At 67.6% G+C, this 21223-nt stretch carries 16 protein-coding genes; 7 read left to right on the plus strand and 9 right to left on the minus strand.

From position 1 onward, the window contains the following. Window position 1: 1 nt before the first annotated feature. The 5 genes from mraY (at window position 2) to KWG56_RS00925 (ending at window position 6021) form a co-directional block, all read left to right on the plus strand. Complete coding sequence (gene mraY / locus KWG56_RS00905) at window positions 2–1111, plus strand: phospho-N-acetylmuramoyl-pentapeptide-transferase (protein ID WP_219353364.1); 1110 nt, start codon at window positions 2–4, stop codon at window positions 1109–1111. Window positions 1112–1115: 4 nt separating this feature from the next. After that, window positions 1116–2513, plus strand: a complete 1398-nt coding sequence (gene murD / locus KWG56_RS00910; protein WP_219353365.1) for a UDP-N-acetylmuramoyl-L-alanine--D-glutamate ligase — start codon at window positions 1116–1118, stop codon at window positions 2511–2513. Continuing rightward, entirely contained in the window at window positions 2510–3688 is a 1179-nt protein-coding gene (gene ftsW, locus KWG56_RS00915; RefSeq protein ID WP_219353366.1) for a putative lipid II flippase FtsW, read from the plus strand. Before murD ends, ftsW begins: the two co-directional genes overlap by 4 nt. Window positions 3689–3701: 13 nt before the next feature. Then, the gene (murG, locus tag KWG56_RS00920) at window positions 3702–4790 is read left to right on the plus strand and encodes an undecaprenyldiphospho-muramoylpentapeptide beta-N-acetylglucosaminyltransferase (protein ID WP_219353367.1); all 1089 of its coding nucleotides are present in this window, start codon (window positions 3702–3704) and stop codon (window positions 4788–4790) included. 91 nt (window positions 4791–4881) lie between these two features. Further along, a complete protein-coding gene (locus tag KWG56_RS00925) occupies window positions 4882–6021 on the plus strand; it encodes a mechanosensitive ion channel family protein (protein ID WP_219353368.1) in 1140 nt (379 codons plus the stop codon). Here KWG56_RS00925 and KWG56_RS00930 read toward each other — a convergent pair. The 5 genes from KWG56_RS00930 to KWG56_RS00950 all read right to left on the minus strand — a co-directional run bounded on the left by KWG56_RS00930 (window position 5990) and on the right by KWG56_RS00950 (window position 11758). Beyond that, window positions 5990–6412, minus strand: coding sequence for a surface-adhesin E family protein (locus KWG56_RS00930; RefSeq protein ID WP_219353369.1), 423 nt, complete (start codon window positions 6410–6412; stop codon window positions 5990–5992). The genes KWG56_RS00925 and KWG56_RS00930 overlap by 32 nt on opposite strands. Further along, complete coding sequence (gene smc, locus KWG56_RS00935) at window positions 6409–9846, minus strand: chromosome segregation protein SMC (protein ID WP_219353370.1); 3438 nt, start codon at window positions 9844–9846, stop codon at window positions 6409–6411. The genes KWG56_RS00930 and smc overlap by 4 nt, the downstream gene beginning before the upstream one ends. 12 nt (window positions 9847–9858) lie before the next feature. Beyond that, window positions 9859–10461: a thioredoxin domain-containing protein gene (locus KWG56_RS00940; RefSeq protein ID WP_244999588.1), complete on the minus strand. Its 603-nt coding sequence runs from the start codon at window positions 10459–10461 to the stop codon at window positions 9859–9861. Window positions 10462–10465: 4 nt separating this feature from the next. After that, window positions 10466–11110, minus strand: a complete 645-nt coding sequence (locus KWG56_RS00945) for a DsbA family protein (RefSeq protein ID WP_219353372.1) — start codon at window positions 11108–11110, stop codon at window positions 10466–10468. A 96-nt stretch (window positions 11111–11206) separates the two neighbouring features. Further along, window positions 11207–11758: a DUF721 domain-containing protein gene (locus KWG56_RS00950; RefSeq protein WP_219353373.1), complete on the minus strand. Its 552-nt coding sequence runs from the start codon at window positions 11756–11758 to the stop codon at window positions 11207–11209. Window positions 11759–11778: 20 nt separating this feature from the next. On the opposite strand from KWG56_RS00950, the gene mutY reads away from it, so the two are divergent. Next, complete coding sequence (mutY, locus tag KWG56_RS00955) at window positions 11779–12816, plus strand: A/G-specific adenine glycosylase (protein WP_219353374.1); 1038 nt, start codon at window positions 11779–11781, stop codon at window positions 12814–12816. 7 nt (window positions 12817–12823) lie between these two features. Here mutY and KWG56_RS00960 read toward each other — a convergent pair whose 3' ends face one another. The 4 genes from KWG56_RS00960 to KWG56_RS00975 form a co-directional block, all read right to left on the minus strand. Then, window positions 12824–14971 (minus strand): amylo-alpha-1,6-glucosidase, encoded by a 2148-nt coding sequence (locus KWG56_RS00960; protein WP_219353375.1) that lies wholly within the window; start codon window positions 14969–14971, stop codon window positions 12824–12826. 127 nt (window positions 14972–15098) lie between these two features. Continuing rightward, window positions 15099–16214, minus strand: coding sequence for a glycosyltransferase family 4 protein (locus tag KWG56_RS00965; protein WP_201100682.1), 1116 nt, complete (start codon window positions 16212–16214; stop codon window positions 15099–15101). Between the two features lie 127 nt (window positions 16215–16341). Then, window positions 16342–17421: a site-specific DNA-methyltransferase gene (locus tag KWG56_RS00970; RefSeq protein ID WP_219353376.1), complete on the minus strand. Its 1080-nt coding sequence runs from the start codon at window positions 17419–17421 to the stop codon at window positions 16342–16344. A 96-nt stretch (window positions 17422–17517) separates the two neighbouring features. Continuing rightward, entirely contained in the window at window positions 17518–19599 is a 2082-nt protein-coding gene (locus tag KWG56_RS00975) for a catalase (RefSeq protein WP_219353377.1), read from the minus strand. A gap of 163 nt (window positions 19600–19762) precedes the next feature. On the opposite strand from KWG56_RS00975, the gene murC reads away from it, so the two are divergent. Then, window positions 19763–21205 (plus strand): UDP-N-acetylmuramate--L-alanine ligase, encoded by a 1443-nt coding sequence (murC, locus tag KWG56_RS00980; RefSeq protein WP_219353378.1) that lies wholly within the window; start codon window positions 19763–19765, stop codon window positions 21203–21205. The last annotated feature ends 18 nt before the right edge of the window (window positions 21206–21223 follow it).

Consider the following 21223-nt stretch of genomic DNA (forward strand, 5'->3'; position numbering starts at 1 on the left):
AATGTTTTATCTGCTGTATCTCTATTACGCCGATGTGGCGCACCAGTATCCCCTGCTGAACCTGCTTCAGTATCAGACGGTGCGCGGCGCCCTGGCCCTGGCCACGGCGGCCGTGGTGGCGGTGGCCATGGGCAGCCGCTTCATCAACTGGATCCGCGCCAAACAGGGCCGGGGCCAGCCGATCCGCGACGACGGCCCGGTTTCGCACCTGTCCAAGGTCGGCACCCCGACCATGGGCGGCCTGATGATCCTGGCGGGCATCGGCGTCGCCGTGCTGCTGTGGGGCGACCTGACCAACCCCTATATCTGGATCGTGTCCGGCGTGACGGCGGCGTTTGGCGTGCTGGGCTTCATCGACGACTACGCCAAGGTGACGAAACAGACCTCGGCGGGCCTGACGTCCAAGCAGAAGCTGTTGGCCCAGACGGTCGTCGCCGTGGTCGCGGGCGTGCTGACGGTGCTGTGGATGACCCACTCGCCGACCTCGCCGGGGCTTGAGACCTCGATCGCCTTCCCCTTCTTCAAGGCCGTTCTGCTGAACATCGGCTGGTTCTATGTGGCGTTTGCGGCCTTCACCATCGTCGGCTTCTCCAACGCGGTGAACCTGACGGACGGGCTGGACGGTCTGGCCACCGTGCCGGTGATGATGGCTGCCGCCGCGTTCGGCGTGATCGCCTATCTGGCCGGCAACTTCGTCTTTTCTCAGTATCTGCAGATCCACCACGTGCCGGGCGCGGGTGAACTGGCCATCTTCTGCACGGCCATGATCGGCGGGGGCGCGGGCTTCCTCTGGTACAATGCGCCGCCCGCCAAGATCTTCATGGGCGACACCGGTTCGCTGGCCCTGGGCGGGGCGCTGGGCGCCATCGCCGTCACCACCAAGCACGAGCTTGTTCTGGGCATCATCGGCGGCCTGTTCGTGATCGAGGCCGCCTCGGTCATGATACAGGTCGGCTATTACAAGCTGACCAAGAAGCGCATCTTCCTGATGGCGCCGATCCACCACCATTTCGAAAAGATGGGTTGGCCGGAATCGACCGTGGTCATCCGGTTCTGGATCATCGCCGGGGCGCTGGCGCTGATCGGCCTGTCCACGCTGAAGCTGCGCTGATCCCATGATCCCCGTTCCCGGCTATGAGGGCAGACGTGTTGCGGTCTTCGGCCTGGGACGGTCGGGGATCACGGCGGCGCGCGCTCTGTTGGCCGGGGGCGCGATCCCGATCTTGTGGGACGACAGTGTTTCGGGCCGAATGCAGGCCCAGGCTGAAGGTTTCGAAGTCGAAGACCTGACCGCCGCCGACTGGACGGGCTTCGCCGCCCTGGTCCTGTCGCCCGGCGCGCCCCTGACCCATCCGAAACCGCACTGGACGGTCGACCGCGCGCATGAAGCGGGCGTGCCGGTTATCGGCGATGGCGAACTGTTCGCCCGCGCCCTGGCGGTTCTGTCGCCGGACCAGCGGCCCCGCGTGGTCGCCGTCACCGGCACCAACGGCAAGTCCACGACCACGGCCCTGATCGGCTGGGTGCTGAAACAGGCGGGGCTGACGGTCCATGTCGGCGGCAACATCGGCATCGGGGTTCTGGCCCTGCCGGAACCAACGCCGGACGCGGTCTATGTGATCGAGGTGTCCAGCTATCAACTGGACCTGACGACCAGCTTCACGCCTGACGTGGCGATCCTGACCAATGTGTCGCCGGACCATCTGGATCGCCATGGCGGGATGGAAGGCTATGTCGCGGCCAAGCGGCGGATATTTGCGGCGCAGGGACCTGACGCCGTCGCGTTGGTCGGCGTCGACGAAACCTGGGGGCAGGGCGTTTTCGACGCGCTGCACGCCGCCGGACGCCATACGGTCAGCATCAGCACGGATCCGTCGGCCGCAGGACAGGAAGGATATGCGGCGCGCGCCGGGGCTGTTCTGAAGGATGGCGAAGTCATCGCCGACCTGTCCGCAGCCCGCTCGCTGCCTGGTCGCCACAACGCCCAGAACGCCGCCTTCGCCTATGCCGCCGCGCGGGCGCTGGGCGTGTCGCACGAAGCCGCTGTCGAAGGCCTCCTGACCTTCCCCGGTCTGGCGCACCGGATGGAGGCCGTCGGCCATATCGGACCGGTGCGGTTCATCAATGATTCCAAGGCCACCAACGCCGACGCCGCGCGTCAGGCGCTGTCCAGCTATCCTAAGGTCTTCTGGATCGCCGGCGGCGTGCCAAAGGCGGGCGGCATCGCTGATCTGGCCGATCTGTTCCCCCGCGTGACCAAGGCCTATCTGATCGGTGAGGCGGCGGACGCTTTCGCCGTTACGCTGGGCGCCACACCGCATGTGGTGTCGAAGACGCTGGACGCTGCGGTGGCGGCTGCGACGACAGACGCCCGACAAGCAGGAGATGAGCAGATCGTGCTGCTGTCGCCCGCCTGCGCCAGTTTCGACCAGTATCCCGACTTCGAGGCGCGGGGCGAGGCGTTCCGCGCCGCCGTGCTCAACCTTGGCGCCGCGCCGGAGGCGACCGCATGACCGCGCCCTATACGCCGACCTTCTCGCGCAATGATCAGAGCCATGTGGCCCAGTGGTTCTGGACCGTGGATCGTGGACTGCTGAGCGCGGCCCTGGCGCTGATGGGGCTGGGCGTGGCGCTCAGCTTCGCCTCCAGCCCGGCGGCGATCCTGGCCGATGAATCGATCACCGATCCCTTCCACTATTCGTGGCGGATGATGGCGTTCGCGGGCATGGGGCTGACGGTCATGCTGGCCACCTCGCTGATGTCGCCGCGCGGCGTGCGGCGTGTGGCGGTGCTGGCCCTGTTCAGCGCCATCATCGTCATGGCGGCCCTGCCGTTCATCGGCGACACGGTGAAGGGGGCCGCGCGCTGGGTGAACCTGGGCCCGTTCAGCCTGCAGCCGTCCGAGTTCGCCAAGCCCGGCCTGATCGTCTTCGCCGCCTGGATGTTCGCCGAGGCGCAGAAGGGGCAGGGGGTGCCGGGCGTGACTATTGCGTTCGGCTTCTACGCCCTGACGGTCTGTCTGCTGTTGATCCAGCCGGACATCGGCCAGACCCTGCTGATCACCACCACCTTCATGGCCGTCTTCTTCATGGCCGGGGTGCCGTTCAAGTGGATGGCGGTGCTGGCCAGCGCGGGCATGGCGGGACTGGTGTCGCTGTATTTCGTCTTCGGTCACATGCGTGACCGTCTGAGCCGCTTCACCTCGCCCGAGACCACCGACACCCACCAGATCGACAGCGCATCCGAGGCTATCCGCGCGGGCGGACTGGTCGGGCGCGGCATCGGCGAGGGGGTGATGAAGCGCCGGGTGCCGGACCTGCACACCGACTTCATCTATTCGGTCGGCGCTGAAGAGTTCGGCCTGGTGCTGAGCCTGATCATGATCGGCCTCTACGCCTTCATCGTGGTGCGCGGGATGCGCCGGGCGATGAAGCTGACCGATCCGTTCGAGCAGACGGCGGCGGCGGGCCTGTTCATGCTGATCGGGCTTCAGGCCTGCATCAATGTGGCGGTGAACCTGAACCTGATCCCCACCAAGGGCATGACCCTGCCCTTCATCAGCTATGGCGGATCGTCCATGCTGGCCATGTGCGTGACCATGGGCTTTGCGCTGGCCCTGACGCGTCGTCGTCCCGGAGCGTATGAGCCGGGGGCGAGCCTGCCCGGTTCGCGTCGCCGTCTGCTGTAAAAACGAGGCCTGAATGTCCAAGCTCTGCGTCGTCGCCGCCGGTGGAACCGGCGGGCATATGTTCCCGGCCGAGGCCCTGGCGCGTGAACTGTCGGCGCGCGGCTGGCGCGTGGTTCTGGCGACCGATCACCGGGGCGAGCAATACGCCCATGCTTTTCCGGCCGAGGAACGTCTGGCGCTGGATGCGGCGACGGGATCGGGACCTCTGGGCTTGGTCAAGGCGGGCGTGGCCATCTTCAAGGGCGTGATGCAGGCGCGCACGGCCTTCGACCGTCTGGGCGCCGATGTCGTGGTGGGATTCGGCGGCTATCCGTCGGCGCCGGCGCTGGTGGCGGCGGTGACGTCGCAGCGTCCGACGGTGATCCACGAACAGAACGCCGTGCTGGGCCGCACCAACCGCATCCTTGCCCCCTATGTGAACGAAGTCGCTTCGTCCTTCCCGACCCTGGAGCGCGCGCCAGCCAAGGTGCAGGGACGATCGCACGTCGTCGGCAGCCCCGTGCGCGCCGATATCCGCGCCCTGTTCGACAGGGCTTATGTCGCGCCCGCCGCAGACGGCCCGATCCGCGTGCTGGTGACGGGCGGCAGTCAGGGCGCGCGCATCCTGTCGGAGACGACGCCCCGCGCCCTGGCGGCCCTGCCTGAGGCCATCCGACGTCGCCTGAAGGTGCAGCAGCAGTCCCGCCCCGAGACGCTGGAAACCGCCCAGCAGATCTATCTGGAGGCCGGGATCGAGGCTGAGGTCGCGCCCTTCTTCCGCGACATGGCTTCGCGCCTGTCGGCGGCGCATCTGGTGGTGGGGCGGTCCGGCGCCTCGACCTGCGCCGAACTGGCGGTGGCGGCCCTGCCGTCCATCCTGATCCCGCTGAAGATCGCCACCGACGATCACCAGCGCCTGAACGCCAAGGCTCTGGGCGATGCGGGGGCCGCCGAAGTCATTCTGGAAGACGATCTGACGGTTGAGCGTCTGACGGCAGCGCTCGAAGATGTGCTGGCCGATCCGGCGCGTCTGGCGGTCATGTCAGCGGCGGCGAAATCAGTCGCCATTCCCGACGCGGCGCAGCGTCTGGCGGACTTGGTCGAGGCGACCGCGAAACGCTGATCCGGCGTTCGCCCGCCCCTGCGTCGATCCACCTCTCCAGGAAATGGGCGAGAGAAGGAAAACCGTAAAGCTTGTGATGCGTTAGAGAGGCATGCCTCCCGAAATCATCGCCCTGACCCGCCAAGTCCGCGCCCTGTGGCACCAGTTCGACTGGCTGCCGGAATGGGCTGTGATCCTGATCGTTCTGCTGGTCTTCGTCGGCGGCGGCTGGATCGTGCACAAGATCGCCTTCGAAATCCTGCGCCGGGTCGTGCGCAACAAGGATGTCTTCTGGCGCGGGGTGGTCGAGCGGGCGCGGATCAAGCTGCGCATCCTGACCATCATCATCGGCATAGGGATCGGGGTCACGGTGTCGCCGATGCATCCGGAGCCATCCGCCGACATCCGTTCGATCCTGCTGTTCCTGTCGATCCTGATCATGGGCTGGCTGGCGTCCGGGGTGCTGGACATGTGGACGGTGATGCACCTGAAGCGGTTCAACGTCGCCACGGAAGACAACCTGGTCGCCCGCAAACACCTGACGCAGACCCGCATCCTGCAGCGTGTGGCCAAGGTGGTTCTGTTCATCGTCACGGTCGGCCTGGCCCTGATGACCATCGCCGGGTTCCGACAGTGGGGCGTCAGCCTGCTGGCTTCGGCAGGCGTCGTCGGCATCATCGCCGGCCTGGCGCTTCAGCCCATCCTGACCAACATGGTGGCGGGCATCCAGATCGCCCTGACCCAGCCGATCCGCATCGACGACGCCGTGATCGTCGAGGGCGAGTGGGGCAATGTGGAGGAGATCACCTCGACCTATGTGGTGGTCAAGCTGTGGGATTGGCGCCGGATGGTGCTGCCCCTGTCCTATTTCATCACCAAGCCCTTCCAGAATTGGACGCGCGAGAACTCGCGCCTGCTGGGCGTGGCCTTCTTCTATGTGGACTATGAGGCGCCGGTCGACAAACTGCGCGTCGCCTATGAGGGCATCGTTCAGGCGTCGAAACACTGGGACGGCGAGGTGCAGGTGATGCAGGTGACCGACATCACCGAGCGGGTGCTGCAGCTTCGGTGCCTGGCCAGCGCGCGGTCCGCCGGGGTGGCCTTCGATCTGCGCTGCGAAATCCGCGAGAAGCTGATGGCCTATATGCGCGATCATTGCCGCGAGGCCCTGCCGCGGGATCGTCTGGAATGGCCGCAAGGGGAGGCGGTGGCGCGCCCGCCTATTCCGCCAGCGCCTGCTGACCCAGCCTGACGGCATCATCCAGCGACATTGTGTCGGTCGGCTTCTGGCTCGCACAGGCCACGGCCAGAAGCTCGGCGGCATCCCCGCCCGGCGCCGCAGGATAGGCGGGGGCGGCGTCCGGCGTCGCGGGGCCTTCGGTCCCGTCGGCGCGCAGGGAGGAAAAGTCTAGCCGGTCCGCCGTCATGGCCCGGCAGTCGAACGCCCACCGTGACCAGCCCCCGACATAGAGAACGTGGCCGACCTTGAACCCCGTTTCGGTCACCTGAAGCTCGCGCATCCGGGCGATGTCGCCGTCGCGTGCGATAGAGTTCACATCGGCATAGATGGCGAAACGGCCGACGCCGACGGGCGCCAAAGCAGGACTGGGATCGGCCAGCAAGGCCAGCATCAGGGTGATCATGCGACCAGGGTCTCGGCTTGATTCAGGTCCACGCTGACCAGCTGGCTCATGCCGCGTTCGGGCATGGTGACGCCGTACAGGCGGTCCATCCGGCTCATGGTCACCGGATTGTGGGTGATGACGATGAAGCGGGTGTCGGTGCGCGAGCGCATTTCGTGCAGCATCCGGCAGAAGCGGTCGACGTTGGCGTCGTCCAGCGGGGCGTCCACCTCGTCCAGCACGCAGACGGGCGCCGGGTTGGCCAGGAAGACGCCGAAGATCAGGGCCGCCGCCGTCAGGGCCTGCTCGCCGCCGCTCATCAGCGACATGACCGACAGGCGCTTGCCGGGCGGGCAGGCGTAAATCTCCAGACCCGCCTCCAGCGGATCGTCGCTTTCGACCAGTTTCAGTTCGGCCTGGCCGCCGCCGAACAGGGCCTCGAACAGGGTCTTGAAGTTGGTGTTGATGACATCGAAGGCGGCGACCAGACGTTCGCGGCCCTCGGCGTTCAGCTCGTCGATGCCGTCGCGCAGCTTGGCGATCGCCTGGGTCAGGTCGATGCGCTCGGACTTCATGCTCTGCAGGCGGTCGCCGTATTCCACGGCCTCGTCCTCGGCGCGCAGGTTGACGGCGCCCAGGGCTTCCCGCTCGCGCTCCAGTCCGTAAAGCAGGTTCTCGGCCCCCGCCGCATCCGGCGGGCGGGCGATGGCGTCGTCGGTCAGCTTCTGGCCCAGCTCCTCCGGCGACATCTGGGCGGTGTCTCGGACGGTGGCTTCCGCTTCGGTCAGTTTTTCGGCGGCGGCCTCGGCGCGGGCGGCCAGTCCGGCGCGGGCCTCGCGGGCCTGCGACGCAGCGGTGTCGGCGGCGCGTGAGGCGCGGTCTGCGTCGCCCGCCGTCGTGTCGGCCAGGGCCATCGCGTCGGATGAGGCCTGCTTGCGCTGCTCGGCCGCAGTCAGCGTGTCCAGCAGCTTGCCGCGCTGTTCGGCGAAGCCCTGCGGCGCCACCTCAGCCTGTTTCAGCAGGGCGGTGGTCTTTTCGGCGTCTTTCGCTAGGGCAGATATGCGGGTGGTGCTGTCCTTGGAGCGACTGACCCAGCCGTCGCGCGCGCGGGTCAGGCTGCCGTGACGTTGCTCGCGGCCCTGCCGGTCGCGGGCCTCTGAGTCGCGGTCGGAGCGGGCGGTCTGGGCTGCGGTGCGGGCCGCATCGGCGGCGGATCGGGCGGCGGTCAACTCGTCACGCAGACCGGCGACGGTTTCGGACGGAGCGTCGACGCCCTGCGCGGCTTCCAGCGCGGCGCGGGCCTCGGCCACCTCGGCGTCGAGGCGGGTCACGGTGTCGTCCAGCGCCTGCGCCCGGGCTTCGCGGCGCGTCTGTTCGCGGGCCAGGTTCTCGACGCGGTCGCGGGCGGCGGTCACGGCCTTGTCGGCGGCGAAGGGTTTCAGGCGGGCGGCCTTCACCGCTTCCTCGGCGGCGCGGAAGGCGTCGGTGGCGGATTTCTGGGCCGCTTGGGCCTGATCCAGCGCCGGCTTGCCCTTGTCGATCTCGGCTTCCAGTTCGGCCAGCCGCGTGCGCTGCGCCAGACGGACGGCGGCGGGGCGCGGCGCCTCGGCGCGGCTGACGAAACCATCCCAGCGATAGAGGTCGCCCTCGGTCGTCACCAGACGGGCGCCGGGCGGCAGAGCCTGCGCCAACTGCGCGGCCTCAGCCCTGGCCGCGACGCCGCACAGGGCGAGGCGGGCGGTCAGCTGATCCGGCGCCTGCACATGGGCCGACAGAGGCCTGACGCCTGCAGGCCATGTCGGAACTGGCGCATCCGCCCCGCCCCAGTAGGCGGCGGCGCGGGCGTCCAGCGCGGCGTCCAGATCGTCGCCCAGGGCGGCGGCGAGGGCGGCCTCATACCCCCTGTCGGCGCGCACCCTGTCCAGCGCAGGCGGGTGGTCGCGCTTGCCGGTGACCAGCAGTTGGGCCAGACCCCGCGCCTCGGTCTGCAGGCGGCCCAGACGGTCCTCGGCCGCGCGGGCGGCGGTGCGGGCGTCCTGCTCCGTGCGGGCCAGTTCGCCGCGTCGAGCCTCGGCGGCCTCGACGGCTTCGCGGGCGGCGGACAGATCGGCCTGCGCCGTCTCCAGCGCCTGACGGGCCGTCTCCAGTTCCGGCGTCTCCAGCGGACCCAGGGCCTCACGTTCGCGCCTGGCCTGTTCGAACTGGCCGGTCACGCGCGACAGGCGGGCCTCGGCGTCGCGTTTGCGCGCGGCCTCGGCGTTGGCGCGGGCCTCGACGGCGGCCAGGGTTCCGGCCAGACGTTCGACCTCGGCGTCGGCGGCCTTGCGCGCGTCCTCTGCGGCGGCCAGCGCCTTGTCCAGTTCGGGGCCGCGCTCGGGTGCTGCGGCGATCTCGGCCTTCAATCGGGTCAGTTCATGATCCAGCCGGTCCAGTTCACGCCTGGCGTCGGCGGCCATATTGTCTTCGCGTTCAGCGTCGGCGGCGATGCGGGCGGCCTCGGCCTTCAGCCGGTCCACCTCGGCGCGGGCGGCCTGTTCGGCCATGTCCAGCCGGTCGCGTTCCAGACTGGCGCGGTGCAGCAAGGCGGAGGCGACGGCTTCCTCCTCCCGCGCGGGCTTCAGGGCTTCCTGAGCGGCCAGCGCAGCGGTTTGGGCCGCGGCGGCGGCGGTCGTGGTTTCGGCAACGGCGCGGTCGGCGTCGCGCAGTTCGGCGGCGGCGGCCTCGGCAGCCAGCCTGGCGTCGTTCCAGCGGACGTACAGCAAGGCGGCCTGCAGGGCGCGGATCTCGGCGGAGATCTTCTTGTATTTCTCGGCCTGCCGCGCTTCGCGCTTCAGGCGGTTCAATGCCGTCTCCAGTTCGCGGCCGATGTCGTCCAGGCGCTCCAGATTGGTCTCGGCGGCTTTCAGACGCAGTTCGGCCTCGTGCCTGCGGGTGTGTAGACCGGCGACCCCGCCCGCCTCTTCCAGAATGCGACGACGGTTCTGGGGCTTGGCGGCGATCAGTTCTGAAATCTGGCCCTGACGCACCAGGGCGGGCGAGTTGGCGCCGGTCGAGGCGTCGGCGAACAGCAGCTGGACGTCGCGGGCGCGAACCTCCTTGCCGTTGATGCGATAGGTCGAGCCCTGGCCCCGGTCGATGCGGCGCGACACCTCCAGAATTGGGCTGTCGGTGAAGGGCTGGGGCGCGCGGCGCTGGGCGTTGTCGATGGTCAGCTGAACTTCGGCATGACTGCGCGGCGGTCTGCCTGCGGCGCCTGCGAAGATGACGTCGTCCATGCCCTGGCCGCGCATGGCCTTGGCCGAGTTGGCGCCCATGACCCAGCGCAGGCTTTCAAGGACGTTGGATTTGCCGCAGCCGTTCGGCCCGACGATCCCGGTCAGGCCGGATTCAATATGCACTTCCGCCGGGTCGACGAACGACTTGAAGCCGACGAGCCGGAGGCGCTGGAACTGCATGGACCTAGAGCGTCACCGACGCAGCAGCGGGTCGATGGCGGCGGACAGGCCCGCAAAGGACACGTCCGTGACACGGCGGCCGTTGACGAACAGGGCCGGGGTGCCGTCGACGCCAGCCGCGACGGCGCCGTTCACCTGGGCCTCCAGTGCGGCGGCAGTGGCCGGCTCGTTGAGGCAGGCGCTGATCTCGTCCCGCGTGCGGCCCGACGCCGCCACCCCGCGTTCGAAATAAGGGCCGGTTCCCGTCGTCGGCAGGGCCGATTGGGCGGCGAAGAAGGCGTCGATGGTGGCGAAGAACTTGCCCGGCGCCGCGCACTGGGCCACGGCCGCCGCCGCCTGGGCGACGTTGACCGGCGGCGTCGGCAGGGTGCGATAGACGAAACGCACCTCGCCCCGGTCGATGTAGCGGGTCTTCAGCGCAGGCAGGACCTCGTCATGCCAGTCCGCGCAGTGCGAACAGGTCAGGGAGGCGTATTCGATGACCGTGACCTTGGCCGTGGACTGGCCCAGGACATGGTCCGCCGCCGTCACCGGCGGCGGAGGCGCGTCGGCGGCAAGGGCAGGCGCCGCCACAAGGGCGAGAGCAACCGACAGTCCCGTCAACGCGCGCTTCATCATCTTACTTGGCCAGGGCTGCGTCGATGGCGGCCGACAGGTCGGCCAGGCTGGCGCCTTCGCCGCCCGGCGAGATCACCTGGGTGTCGTTGACGTAGAAGGCCGGGGTGCCGGTCACGCCCTGGGCGCGGGCGGCCTGAACGCGCTTCTCCATCGCGGCGACGGCGTTCTTGTCCGTGACGCACTGGTTGAACTGCTCTTCCGACAGGCCAGCCGCCTGGGCGGTGCGCAGCAGCCATTCGCGCGGCGAGGTGGTGATCATCTCCTGCTGAGTCTTCATCAGCTGGTGGACGACGTCGAAATACTTGTCCGGGCCGGCGCAGCGCGCGACCAGGAAGCCGGCGGTGGCGGCGTCGACCGGCGGGGTCGGCAGTTCGCGGAAGATGTAGCGGACCTTGCCCGTGTCGACGTATTTGGCCTTGAACGCCGGGTAGGTGTTCTCTTGCCAGATGGCGCAGTGCGGGCAGGTGACCGAGGCGTATTCGACCACGGTGACCTTGGCGCCTTCAGCCGCGCCCTGGGCCATGTCGCCTTCAGCCGCGCCCTTGGCGCCGCCGCCGCAGGCGGCCAGGGCCATGGTCGCCATGGCGGCGCCGGTGATGGCCGCGCGGCGGCTCATGCGGGCGAGGCGGGATTCAGTCTGGGCCATGTGACTTCCTTGATCGGAGCGTTGCCGGATGATCGCGCGATTCCCCTGGAACCACGCAATCCATGATTAGTCGAGAACAGGTGCGGCGAAGTTTTGTCAATCTTGACTGTTTGGGCGCGACATCGCCGCGCGGCCCAACTTGGCCAGGGCCGCCTTCAGTTCGTCAGGCGCGGAGGCGATGGAGGCGGCCAGGTCGGCCTCTGCTGCGGCTGACAGGGGCGGGGGCTTGGGCGCACGTTTGGGGCGTTCGACCGCCTTGACCGGCGGCTTGACCGGCCCCTGGGCGATGCGCAGCTTGCCCACGGTTCCTTCGCCCAGGAACAGGTTCACCTTGGCCAGAATCTCCTCGGACTGGTGCTGGACCAGCAGGGCGGCGGCGCTGACGACGCGAAGCTCCAGAATGCCGGGCTGGCCCGCGCGGCCCTTGATGATGTTCTTGGGCGAGGTGATCCGCGCCAGCCGTTCGCCGACAATCTCGATCCACAACGGCTCCAAGGCGCTGGCGCTGCGTCCGAACTGGGCGTCCAGCTTCTTGATCAGGGGCGTCAGGGTCTTGCCTGCGCGGGGGGCGGCGCGCGGGGCCGGGCGGGTGCGGCGGCGAGACAGAATCTCGCGAACCTCGGCGTCTGTGGGCAGGGTGCGGCGCATAGGCCTATATAGCCCGACCTATGCCTGACGTCTCCCTGATCCGATCTGAACTGCTCGCCTGGTACGACGCCCACGCGCGAAGCCTGCAGTGGCGCGCGCCGCCGGGGGCGGGGACGCGGACCGAACCTTATCGCGTCTGGCTGTCCGAGGTGATGCTGCAGCAGACGACGGTGCCGCACGCCACGCCCTATTTCCATGATTTCACCCGCCGCTGGCCGACGGTTTCGGACCTGGCCGCCGCGCCGGATGCAGAGGTGATGGCGGCGTGGGCGGGGCTTGGCTATTACGCCCGCGCTCGAAACCTGCTGGCCTGCGCGCGGGCGGTGGCCAGCGACCACGGCGGGGTGTTCCCGGATACGGAGGCCGGGCTGCTGGCCCTGCCCGGCGTGGGCGCCTACACCGCCGCCGCCGTGGCCTCGATCGCCTTCGACCGCGCGGCCAATGTGGTGGACGGCAATGTCGAGCGGGTGATGGCGCGGCTGTTTGCGGTCGAGACGCCGCTGCCCGCCGCAAGGCCGGAACTGAAACGGCTGGCGGCCCAGTTCATCACCGATGATCGGCCCGGCGACTGGGCGCAGGCGCTGATGGATCTGGGGGCGACGGTGTGTCGTCCCAAGTCGCCGACGTGCGGCCTCTGTCCTCTGACCGATCAGTGTCTGGGTTTTGCGGGCGGGACGCCGGAGCGATTTCCGATCAAGACGAAGAAGGCCGAGCGGCCGCATCGTCTGGGCGTGGTCTATGTTATGATCGACGCCGAGGGGCGGGTGGCGCTGGAGCGACGGCCGGACAAGGGGCTGCTGGGCGGCATGATGGGCCTGCCCACCAGCGATTGGGCCGTTGGAGCGGTGGACGCGGCGGCGCCCATCGCCGCGGACTGGCGCGAGGCCGGGGCGGTGGAGCACGTCTTCACCCATTTCAGCCTGACCCTGAGCGTGCGGACGGCGCGGGTAGAAGGCGGCGGCGACTATGAATGGATGACCGTCGAGGCGGCGCGCGCCGCCTTGCCGACCGTCTTCGCCAAGGCGCTGGACCGGGCGGGCGAACCGGCCCTGATCTGAACGGACCTCAGCGCAGGGTCCGCACCGACAGATTGCCGCGCTTGTGCCTGGGCACGACCACGGCCCGACCGTCCACATGGCGGAAGTTCAGATCGACGATGGCGTCGCCGATCTCCAGGCCTGTGATGTCCAGCCGCTCCAGCCCTGACGGCAGGACCGGATCGGTCATGTTGATGGTTCCGTTCCAGGCGTCGATGGACAGGCCCAGCGAGGCCTGCAGCATCAGGAAGACGGACCCCGCCGCCCAGGCTTGCGGCAGACAGGCGACCGGATAGGCGATGGGCGGCTCGCCCGGCTCACGCGGGAAGCCGCAGAACAGTTCGGGCAGGCGCAGGTGGAAATGGGCGGCTGCGGCGTAGATTTCGGCCAGAATCTCGGCCACGGCGGCGCGCTCGCCGTAACCGGCCATGCCGGCCGCCGCCATGGCCGTGTCGTGAGGCCAGACCGAGCCGTTGTGATAGCTCATCGGGTTGAACCGCGCCTGGCCCAACTCCAGCGTGCGGATGCCCCAGCCGGTGCGGAACTCGGCGGTCAGCAGGCGTTTGGTGACGCGCCGTGCGCGCTCCACCGACGGCAGGCCGGTGAACAGCAGATGTCCCGCGTTCGAGGCGATGGCGCGGCACTGCTGGCCGTCGCCGTCCAGGGCGATGGCGTAGAAGCCTTCGTCCTCCATCCAGAACTGATCCTCGACCAGTTGGCGGACCTGTTCGGCGCGGGCGCGCCACTCGGCGGTGCGGTCGTCACCCAGCCGCTCGCCCAGATCACCCAGCGCCTTCCAGGCGGCGAAAGCGTAGCCCTGGACTTCCAGCAGGGCGATGGGACCCTTGGGGAAATGACCGTCGGCGTGGAAGATCGAGTCCTCTGAGTCCTTCCACCCCTGGTTCGACAGGCCCGTGTCGGCGCCGCGCTGATAGTCGATCAGGCCGTCGCCATTGCTGTCGCCATAGTCGCGCATCCATTCGGACGCGGCGATCAGGTTGGGCCAGAGCTTGCGGATCAGGTCCAGGTCGCCCGTGCGGTTGGCGTAGGCGCCCGCCAGGGCCACGAACAGGCAGGTGGTGTCCACGCCGCCGTAATAGAGGGCGAACGGCACCTCGTGCAGGGCGCTCATCTCGCCGCCGCGCGTCTCGTGCATGATCTTGCCGGGCTGGCCGTCCTGATAGAGCGAGGTTTCGGTCGCCTGTCGGCTGGCCAGATAGGTCAGGACCCCCTTGGCCAGGGACGGGTCCAGCCACAGCATCTGCCAGGCGGCGATGATGCCGTCGCGCCCGAAGGGGGTCGAGAACCAGGGCGTGCCTGCATAGGGATAGGGGCCTGTCGGCAGGTCGGTGGTCAACAGGGCCATGTCGGCGCGCGATTGGTCCAGCCAGTCGTTGAAGCGGGGGCTGCGTGGACCGCGCACCGAGGCGCCGCGTCGACGCTTCGCCCGCATGGCGATCCGGGCGTGGACGGCGTTGAGCCGCCAGCGTTGGGCGTCCGGCGCCTCGCAGGCGTCCAGGCCGCACTCAACATAGAGGTCCACGGTCTTGCCCTTGGGCAGGCTGAACATGAACTCGGCGCGCTGGCCGGTCAGGCGCGCGGGCGGTTCGGAGAAGGACAGGCAGCTGTGGCGCTCGACCTTGTCCAGGCCGGTGTAGCGGAAGGTGACGCGGCGCCCGTCCATGGTCGGCGCATGGACCGTTCCCCGCCTGGCCCGAGGCGTGCCGCGCACCTGGAAGATGTCGGCGAAGTCGACGCCGAAATCGAAGGCCAGCGGCAGCAGGACGTCCTCCATGCCGTGATTGACCATCTGGATGCGCTCGAACATCCGCTCGTCCCACAGGAAGCGCCGCCGCTCGATATGCAGCACGCCCGCGGGCGCAGAGCGCCCGCCCATCGGGGGCAGGGGGCGGTTGGTCGAATGGCAGGAGAAGAAGACATTGTCCTGACTGACGCCCGAGGACAGGCGCGACGGCCGCGCCAGACCGACTGTCATGACCCAGCGCGACAGGACCCGGGTGTCGTGAGCGAACAGGCCGTCCGCCCCGCCCTTCATGTCGCCCCAGCCGTCGGCGACCAGAAAGACATCGCCTTCCTTCAGGGCCATCAGCTGTTCGAGGCCAGAGGCCTCAACGGTTTCACCCGCCGTCATCTGGGTGGAATAGGCGTCGTCCATCAGGTCTCTCCGCCGTTATTGAGGCCTTGGCCGAGCGTTTCATCCAAATGCGGCGCTGACGGGCCGCTTGACCATTCAAATGAAACAGGCGGCTGAGGGTTCATCCTCGCCGCCTGATTTTCGAGCTTCACGCGCGGGTGGTGAAACTGCGCTCTTCCTTCAGGGGGCGGATAGGGCGCACGACATCCGGCAGGGGCGGCTCTGCAAATGGACGTCGGGCCAGCAGGTCGCCGTAAACATCCAGATAGCTGCGCGCCATGGCGGTGGACGAAAAGCGCAGGTCAAAGCGCGCGCGCACCGTCTCGCGGTCCAGCAGGCGGGTCCGGTCCGTGGCGGCGACGGCCTGTTCCAGCGTATCCACCAGGAAGCCGGTCCGTCCGTCTTCGATGATCTCGGGCGTCGAGCCGCAGCGGAAGGCGACCACCGGGGTGCCGCAGGCCATGGCCTCGATCATGACCAGACCAAAGGGCTCGGGCCAGTCGATGGGGAACAACAGGGCGTCCGCGCCGCCCAGGAAGGCCGACTTCTGGTGGTCGCCGATTTCGCCGATGAATTCGATCAGGGGGTTGTCCTGGATCAATGGGCGGATCGTCTCCTCCCAATACAGCTTGTCAGCGGCGTCGACCTTGGCGGCGATCTTCAGACGGCGGCCCAGCTTGGTGGCGATCTCGATGGCGCGGTCGGGGCGTTTCTCGGGCGAGATGCGGCCCAGGAAGGCCAGATAGCCCTGGGACTTGGCCGAAAACTGATAGTGGTCGGCGGGCATGCCGTGGTGGACGGTCGCTTTCCAGTTGGCGAAATGCAGCGGCTGTCTCTGGTTGTCGGAGATGGAGACCAGTCCGAAATCACTCCAGCGCGCATAGACGGCGGGCAGGTCCTTCATGTCCAGGCGCCCGTGCAGGGTGGTTATGGTCTTGTCCGCCCACGGCTGGAAAACCGGGAAGTGGATCATGTCGGTGTGGAAATGGATGACGTCGAACTCATCGACGCGGTCCAACACCTCGCCCAGCATCGACAGGTGCGCGGCCAAATCGGACTTCAGCGGGGCGGGGTCCAGGCGGATGGCCTGATCGCGAACGGGGACCAGCCGCGCCCGTGTCTGGGCATCGGCGCTGGCGAACAGGGTCACGTCGTGACCCAGATCGACAAGGGCGTCCGTCAGGTGCGCGACGACGCGCTCGGTCCCTCCGTAAAGCTTGGGAGGGACAGCCTCATACAGCGGCGTGACCTGGGCGATCTTCATGATGTGGTGCTCCGGCCTGCGGGAGCAGACCGTTGGCATCAACGAAGATCAGACTGTCACGTTCCTCCGCATCCCGGTGAATTGCGGAAGTAGGGTTTTCAGTTTTTCTGTCGCGGGCGGGGCGCCGTCACTGCATTCCGGCGCGAATTTCGGCGCGCAGGGCGTCAATGGATTTCAGGCCCTGATCGGTCTTGAAGCGCCAGTAGGTCCAGCCGTTGCAGGCCGGGGCGTTCTCCATCAGGGCGCCCAGCTTGTGGATCGAGCCGGTCAGGTCGCCGTGGATCAGCGAGCCGTCGGCGCGGACGCGGGCCTCGCGGTCGCCCTTGGGCGTATAGAGGCGGTCGCCGGGCTGCAGCAGGCCGGCCTCGACCAGGGCTCCGAACGGCACCTTGGGCTCGTCGCGCTTGGAGCCCATGACCTTCAGGTCTTCCAGGGCGGCGGGAATGACGGCGGCGATGCGTTTTTCAGCCACGTCGGCATAGGTTTCATCACGCTCGATGCCGATGAAATGACGACCCAGACGCTTGGCCGCAGCGCCGGTGGTGCCGGTGCCGAAGAAGGGGTCCAGAACCACGTCGCCGGGGCGGGTCGCCGACATCAGCACGCGGTGGAGCAGGGCCTCGGGCTTTTGCGTCGGATGGGCCTTCTTGCCGTCGGCGTCCTTGATCCGCTCTTCGCCGGTGCACAGGGCGAAGGTCCAGTCCGAACGCATCTGGGTGTCTTCGTTGAAGGCTTTCAGCGCGTCATAGTTGAAGGTGTAGCGCTTCTGCTCACGCGACCGCGCCGCCCAGATCAGGGTCTCGTGGGCGTTGGTGAAACGGGTGCCCTTGAAGTTCGGCATCGGGTTGGACTTGCGCCAGATGATGTCGTTCAGCACCCAGAAGCCCAGGTCCTGGATCGCCGCGCCAAGGCGGAAGACGTTGTGATATGAGCCGATCACCCAGATCGAACCTTCCGGCTTCAGCACGCGGCGGCATTCCGCCAGCCAGCCGCGGGTGAAGGCGTCGTATTCGGCGAAGCTGCCGAACTTGTCCCAGTCGTCATCGACCGCATCGACCTTGGAGTTGTCGGGGCGCAGCAGGTCGCCGCCCAGCTGCAGATTATAGGGCGGGTCGGCGAAGACCATGTCCACCGAGGCGTCCGGCAGGCTTTTCAGCACTTCGATGCAGTCGCCGCGGTGAACGACGTCGGTCTTCAGATCGGACATGGAAAGGCGGCCCCGAAACAAACAGAGCCATCATGGTGAATCGTTACGGTTAAGGCGGAGTAACCGACGCGAAAGATCGCGTCGGTTTCCGTTCTGTCAGGCCAGCATCCGCACCTTGGGCTCGCGATCCCACTGCCGGGTACGGGCCGGTTCGATGAAGGCCTTCGCCGATTGGGCGATGTCCACGACGCCGTCGTCAGGCTCTACCCCCGCCTTGTCCAGCAGCGGTTGGGCCTGGGGCGTGAAGCCGACGGCCTTCAGGTGACCGAAGGCGTCCTTGGCGAAGTCGACGGCGGCCCCTTCCTTCAGCAACTGCGCGCAGCCGTCGTCGGACAGGATGATGGCCACCGCGTCGAACAGGACCGAGGGACTGCCGGCCAACTGGCCATCGGCCGCCAGGGTCGACCCGTCCGCCAGCTTGGCCCCGCCGATCTTGGGCGCGACGATGAAGACAGAGCCGCCGTCGCCCTCAACCGCCTTGCGCACTGACGACACGACGGCGCCGTCCGAGCCGTCCGCGACCAGTATGGCGACCTTTCGGCCCTTCAGCGTGTCCGGGTACTTGCCCAGGATGCGCAGGGCAGGCGACGGCTCCAGATCGACCGGCGCGACCGCGGGGGACGACGCCTTGGGCAGCGGCAGGTTCAGGCCGTTGGCGACACGTTTGGCCAGGTCTTCATCGACGTTCCTCAGATTGCCCAGGATGCGCTGACGCACATGGTCCAGCGACACCTTGGACAGTTCGAACACGATCGCGCTGGCCAGGTGGGCCTGTTCCGGCGCGGTCTGTGAGCGGAAGAACAGACGCGCCTGGCTGTAGTGGTCGGCGAAGGTTTCGGCGCGCAGGCGGACCTTCTCACCCTCGACCGCAATGGGGGCGGTGCGGAAGCCGCCCTTGGGGTCTTCGCGCGGCCCGCCGTCCTCGCCGTTTTCGGCCAGACTGTTCGGTTCATAATTGGCGCGGCCCTTGAAGACCTGGGTCTGCATATGACCGTCGCGCTGGAAGTTCTGGAACGGACAACCCTTGGCCTGATTGATCGGGATCTGGTGGAAGTTGACCGTGCCCAGACGCGACAGCTGGGTGTCCTGATAGGAGAACAGCCGCCCCTGCAGCAGCGGGTCTTCGGAGAAGTCGATGCCCGGCACGATATTGGTCGGCAGGAAGGCCGCCTGTTCCGTCTCGGCGAAGAAGTTGTCCGGGTTGCGGTTCAGCACCATGCGGCCGATGACGCGGATCGGGTGATCCTCTTCCGGGACCAGCTTGGTGGGGTCCAGGATGTCAAAGGGCAGGGCGTCGGCTTCGGCCTGACTGAACAACTGGACGCCGAACTCCCATTCGGGGAAGTCGCCCTGGGCGATGGCTTCATAGAGATCGCGGCGGTGGTAGTCGGGATCGGCGCCCGCGATCTTGACCGCCTCGTCCCAGCAGGTCGACTGGGTCCCCAGCTTGGGCCGCCAGTGGAATTTGACGAAGGTCGGCGTCCCCTCGGCGTTGATCAGGCGGAAGGTGTTGACGCCGAAGCCTTCCATCATTCGCAAACTGCGGGGAATGCCCCGGTCGGACATGGCCCACATCAGCATATGGGTGCTTTCCGGCATCAGGCCGATGAAGTCCCAGAAGGTGTCATGGGCGCTGGCGGCCTGGGGATAGCCCTTGTCCGCCTCCATCTTCACCGAATGGATCAGGTCGGGGAATTTGATCGCGTCCTGAATGAAGAAGACGGGGATGTTGTTGCCGACCAGATCCCAGTTGCCTTCGACCGTGTAGAATTTGACCGCGAAGCCGCGCACGTCGCGCGGCGTGTCCACCGATCCGGCGCCGCCTGCGACGGTGGAGAAGCGGGTGAACAGTTCGGTCTTCTTGCCCACCTCGGTCAGGATTTTCGCCGTCGTGAACTCGGCCAGGCTGTCGGTCAGTTCAAAAAAGCCATGGGCGGCCGAACCGCGGGCGTGGACGATGCGCTCGGGAATACGCTCATGGTCGAAATGCTGGATTTTTTCGCGGAGGATGAAGTCCTCAAGCAGGGTCGAGCCGCGCGTCCCCGCCTTCAGGGAATTCTGATTGTCGCTGATCGGCGCCCCATGATTGGTGGTGGTGCGGGCCTCAGGCGCAGAGGCGGTTTGATGCAGTTCACCACCATCTCCCGCGGTCGCTTCCGTGATCTTCCTGGTCGTCATGCAAACCTCCCTGTCATCATGGATATGTGCAGAGCGAACGCGGCTGGGCCGCAATGGTCCCAGCGTCACGGAAGAAACTTCGGGGGACATGGACCAACAGAAAAGTTCGCGCCTAAGGCGTCGCGCCCTTCGCAGGGGCCGAGACGGCGTCTAAGAGGCTTGGATGATCGCACGCCTACGCCCCGTCCCCTTTGATCTCGGCCCAGTCCATTTTGTCGGCATCGGCGGCATAGGCATGAGCGGCATCGCCGAGATCATGTTGAAGATCGGCTATTCGGTTCAGGGGTCTGACGCCAAGGCCAGCGCCAACACCGAGCGGCTGGAGCAGTTGGGCGCGAAAATCTTCATCGGCCATGACGCCGCCCATGTGGGCGAGGGCGTGTCGGCGGTGGTCTATTCCACGGCGGTCAAGGCGACCAACCCGGAGATGATGGCGGCGCGCGAGCGTCGGATCCCACTGGTGCGGCGCGCCGAGATGCTGGCCGAGCTGATGCGGCTGCAGTTCTCGGTGGCGGTCGGCGGCACGCACGGCAAGACCACGACGACCTCGATGGTCGCGGCCTTGCTGGATGCGGGCGGGCTGGACCCCACCATCGTCAACGGGGGCATCATCAACGCCTATGGCACCAATGCGAAAGTCGGCGACGGCGACTGGATCGTGGTTGAGGCGGATGAATCGGACGGCAGCTTCCTGCGTCTGAAGTCGACGGTGGCCATCGTCACCAACATCGACCCCGAGCATCTGGACCATTACGGCGACTTCGAAGGGGTGCGGAAAGCCTTCATCGATTTCGTCGAGAACATCCCCTTCTACGGTTTCGCCGCCGTCTGTCTGGACCACCCGGAGGTGCAGCGTCTGGTCGCCGCAATCGATAACCGGCGTCTGGTGACCTACGGCGTCAATCCGCAGGCCATGGTGCGGGCCGAGAATATCGACATGGGGCCGGACGGCTGCCGGTTCGATGTGGTCTTCCAGGGCGCGGGCGCCGAAGCCGACGAGACGCGGATCGAGGGCCTGCACCTGCCGATGGCGGGCGGTCACAACGTCGCCAACGCCCTGGCCGCCATCGCTGTGGCGCGCGAGCTGGATGTGGCTGATGACGCCATCAAGGCCGGTCTGGCCGGCTTCGGCGGGGTCAAGCGCCGCTTCACCACCACGGGCGTGGTCAACGGCGTGCGGATCGTCGACGACTACGGCCACCACCCGGTCGAGATCGCCGCTGTTCTGAAGGCCGCGCGTCAAGTGGCCCAGAACGCCGATGGTTCGGGCCGCGTCATCGCCGTCGTCCAGCCGCACCGGTACACCCGCCTGCGCGACCTGATGGAAGAGTTCTCCACCTGCTTTTCCGACGCGGATTCCGTGATCGTCGCCGACGTCTATCCGGCAGGCGAAGCGCCGCTGGAGGGCGTGGACAAACATGCGCTGGTCGAGGGCGCGCGCCGCTTCGGCCACCGCTCGGTCCAGCCGCTGGAAAGCGTGCAGGCACTGCCGGGCGTGATCGCTGAAGAAGCCAAGCCGGGCGATCTGGTCGTGCTGCTGGGTGCAGGCGACATCACCGCCTGGGCCTATGCCCTGCCGGGGCAGCTTGAGGCGCTGAAGGGCTGAGCGGTCTGCGCGCTGTCT

Origin of the sequence: Brevundimonas nasdae, from assembly GCF_019395145.1 — a bacterium.
In the GTDB taxonomy this organism is placed as follows: Bacteria; Pseudomonadota; Alphaproteobacteria; order Caulobacterales; family Caulobacteraceae; genus Brevundimonas; species Brevundimonas nasdae.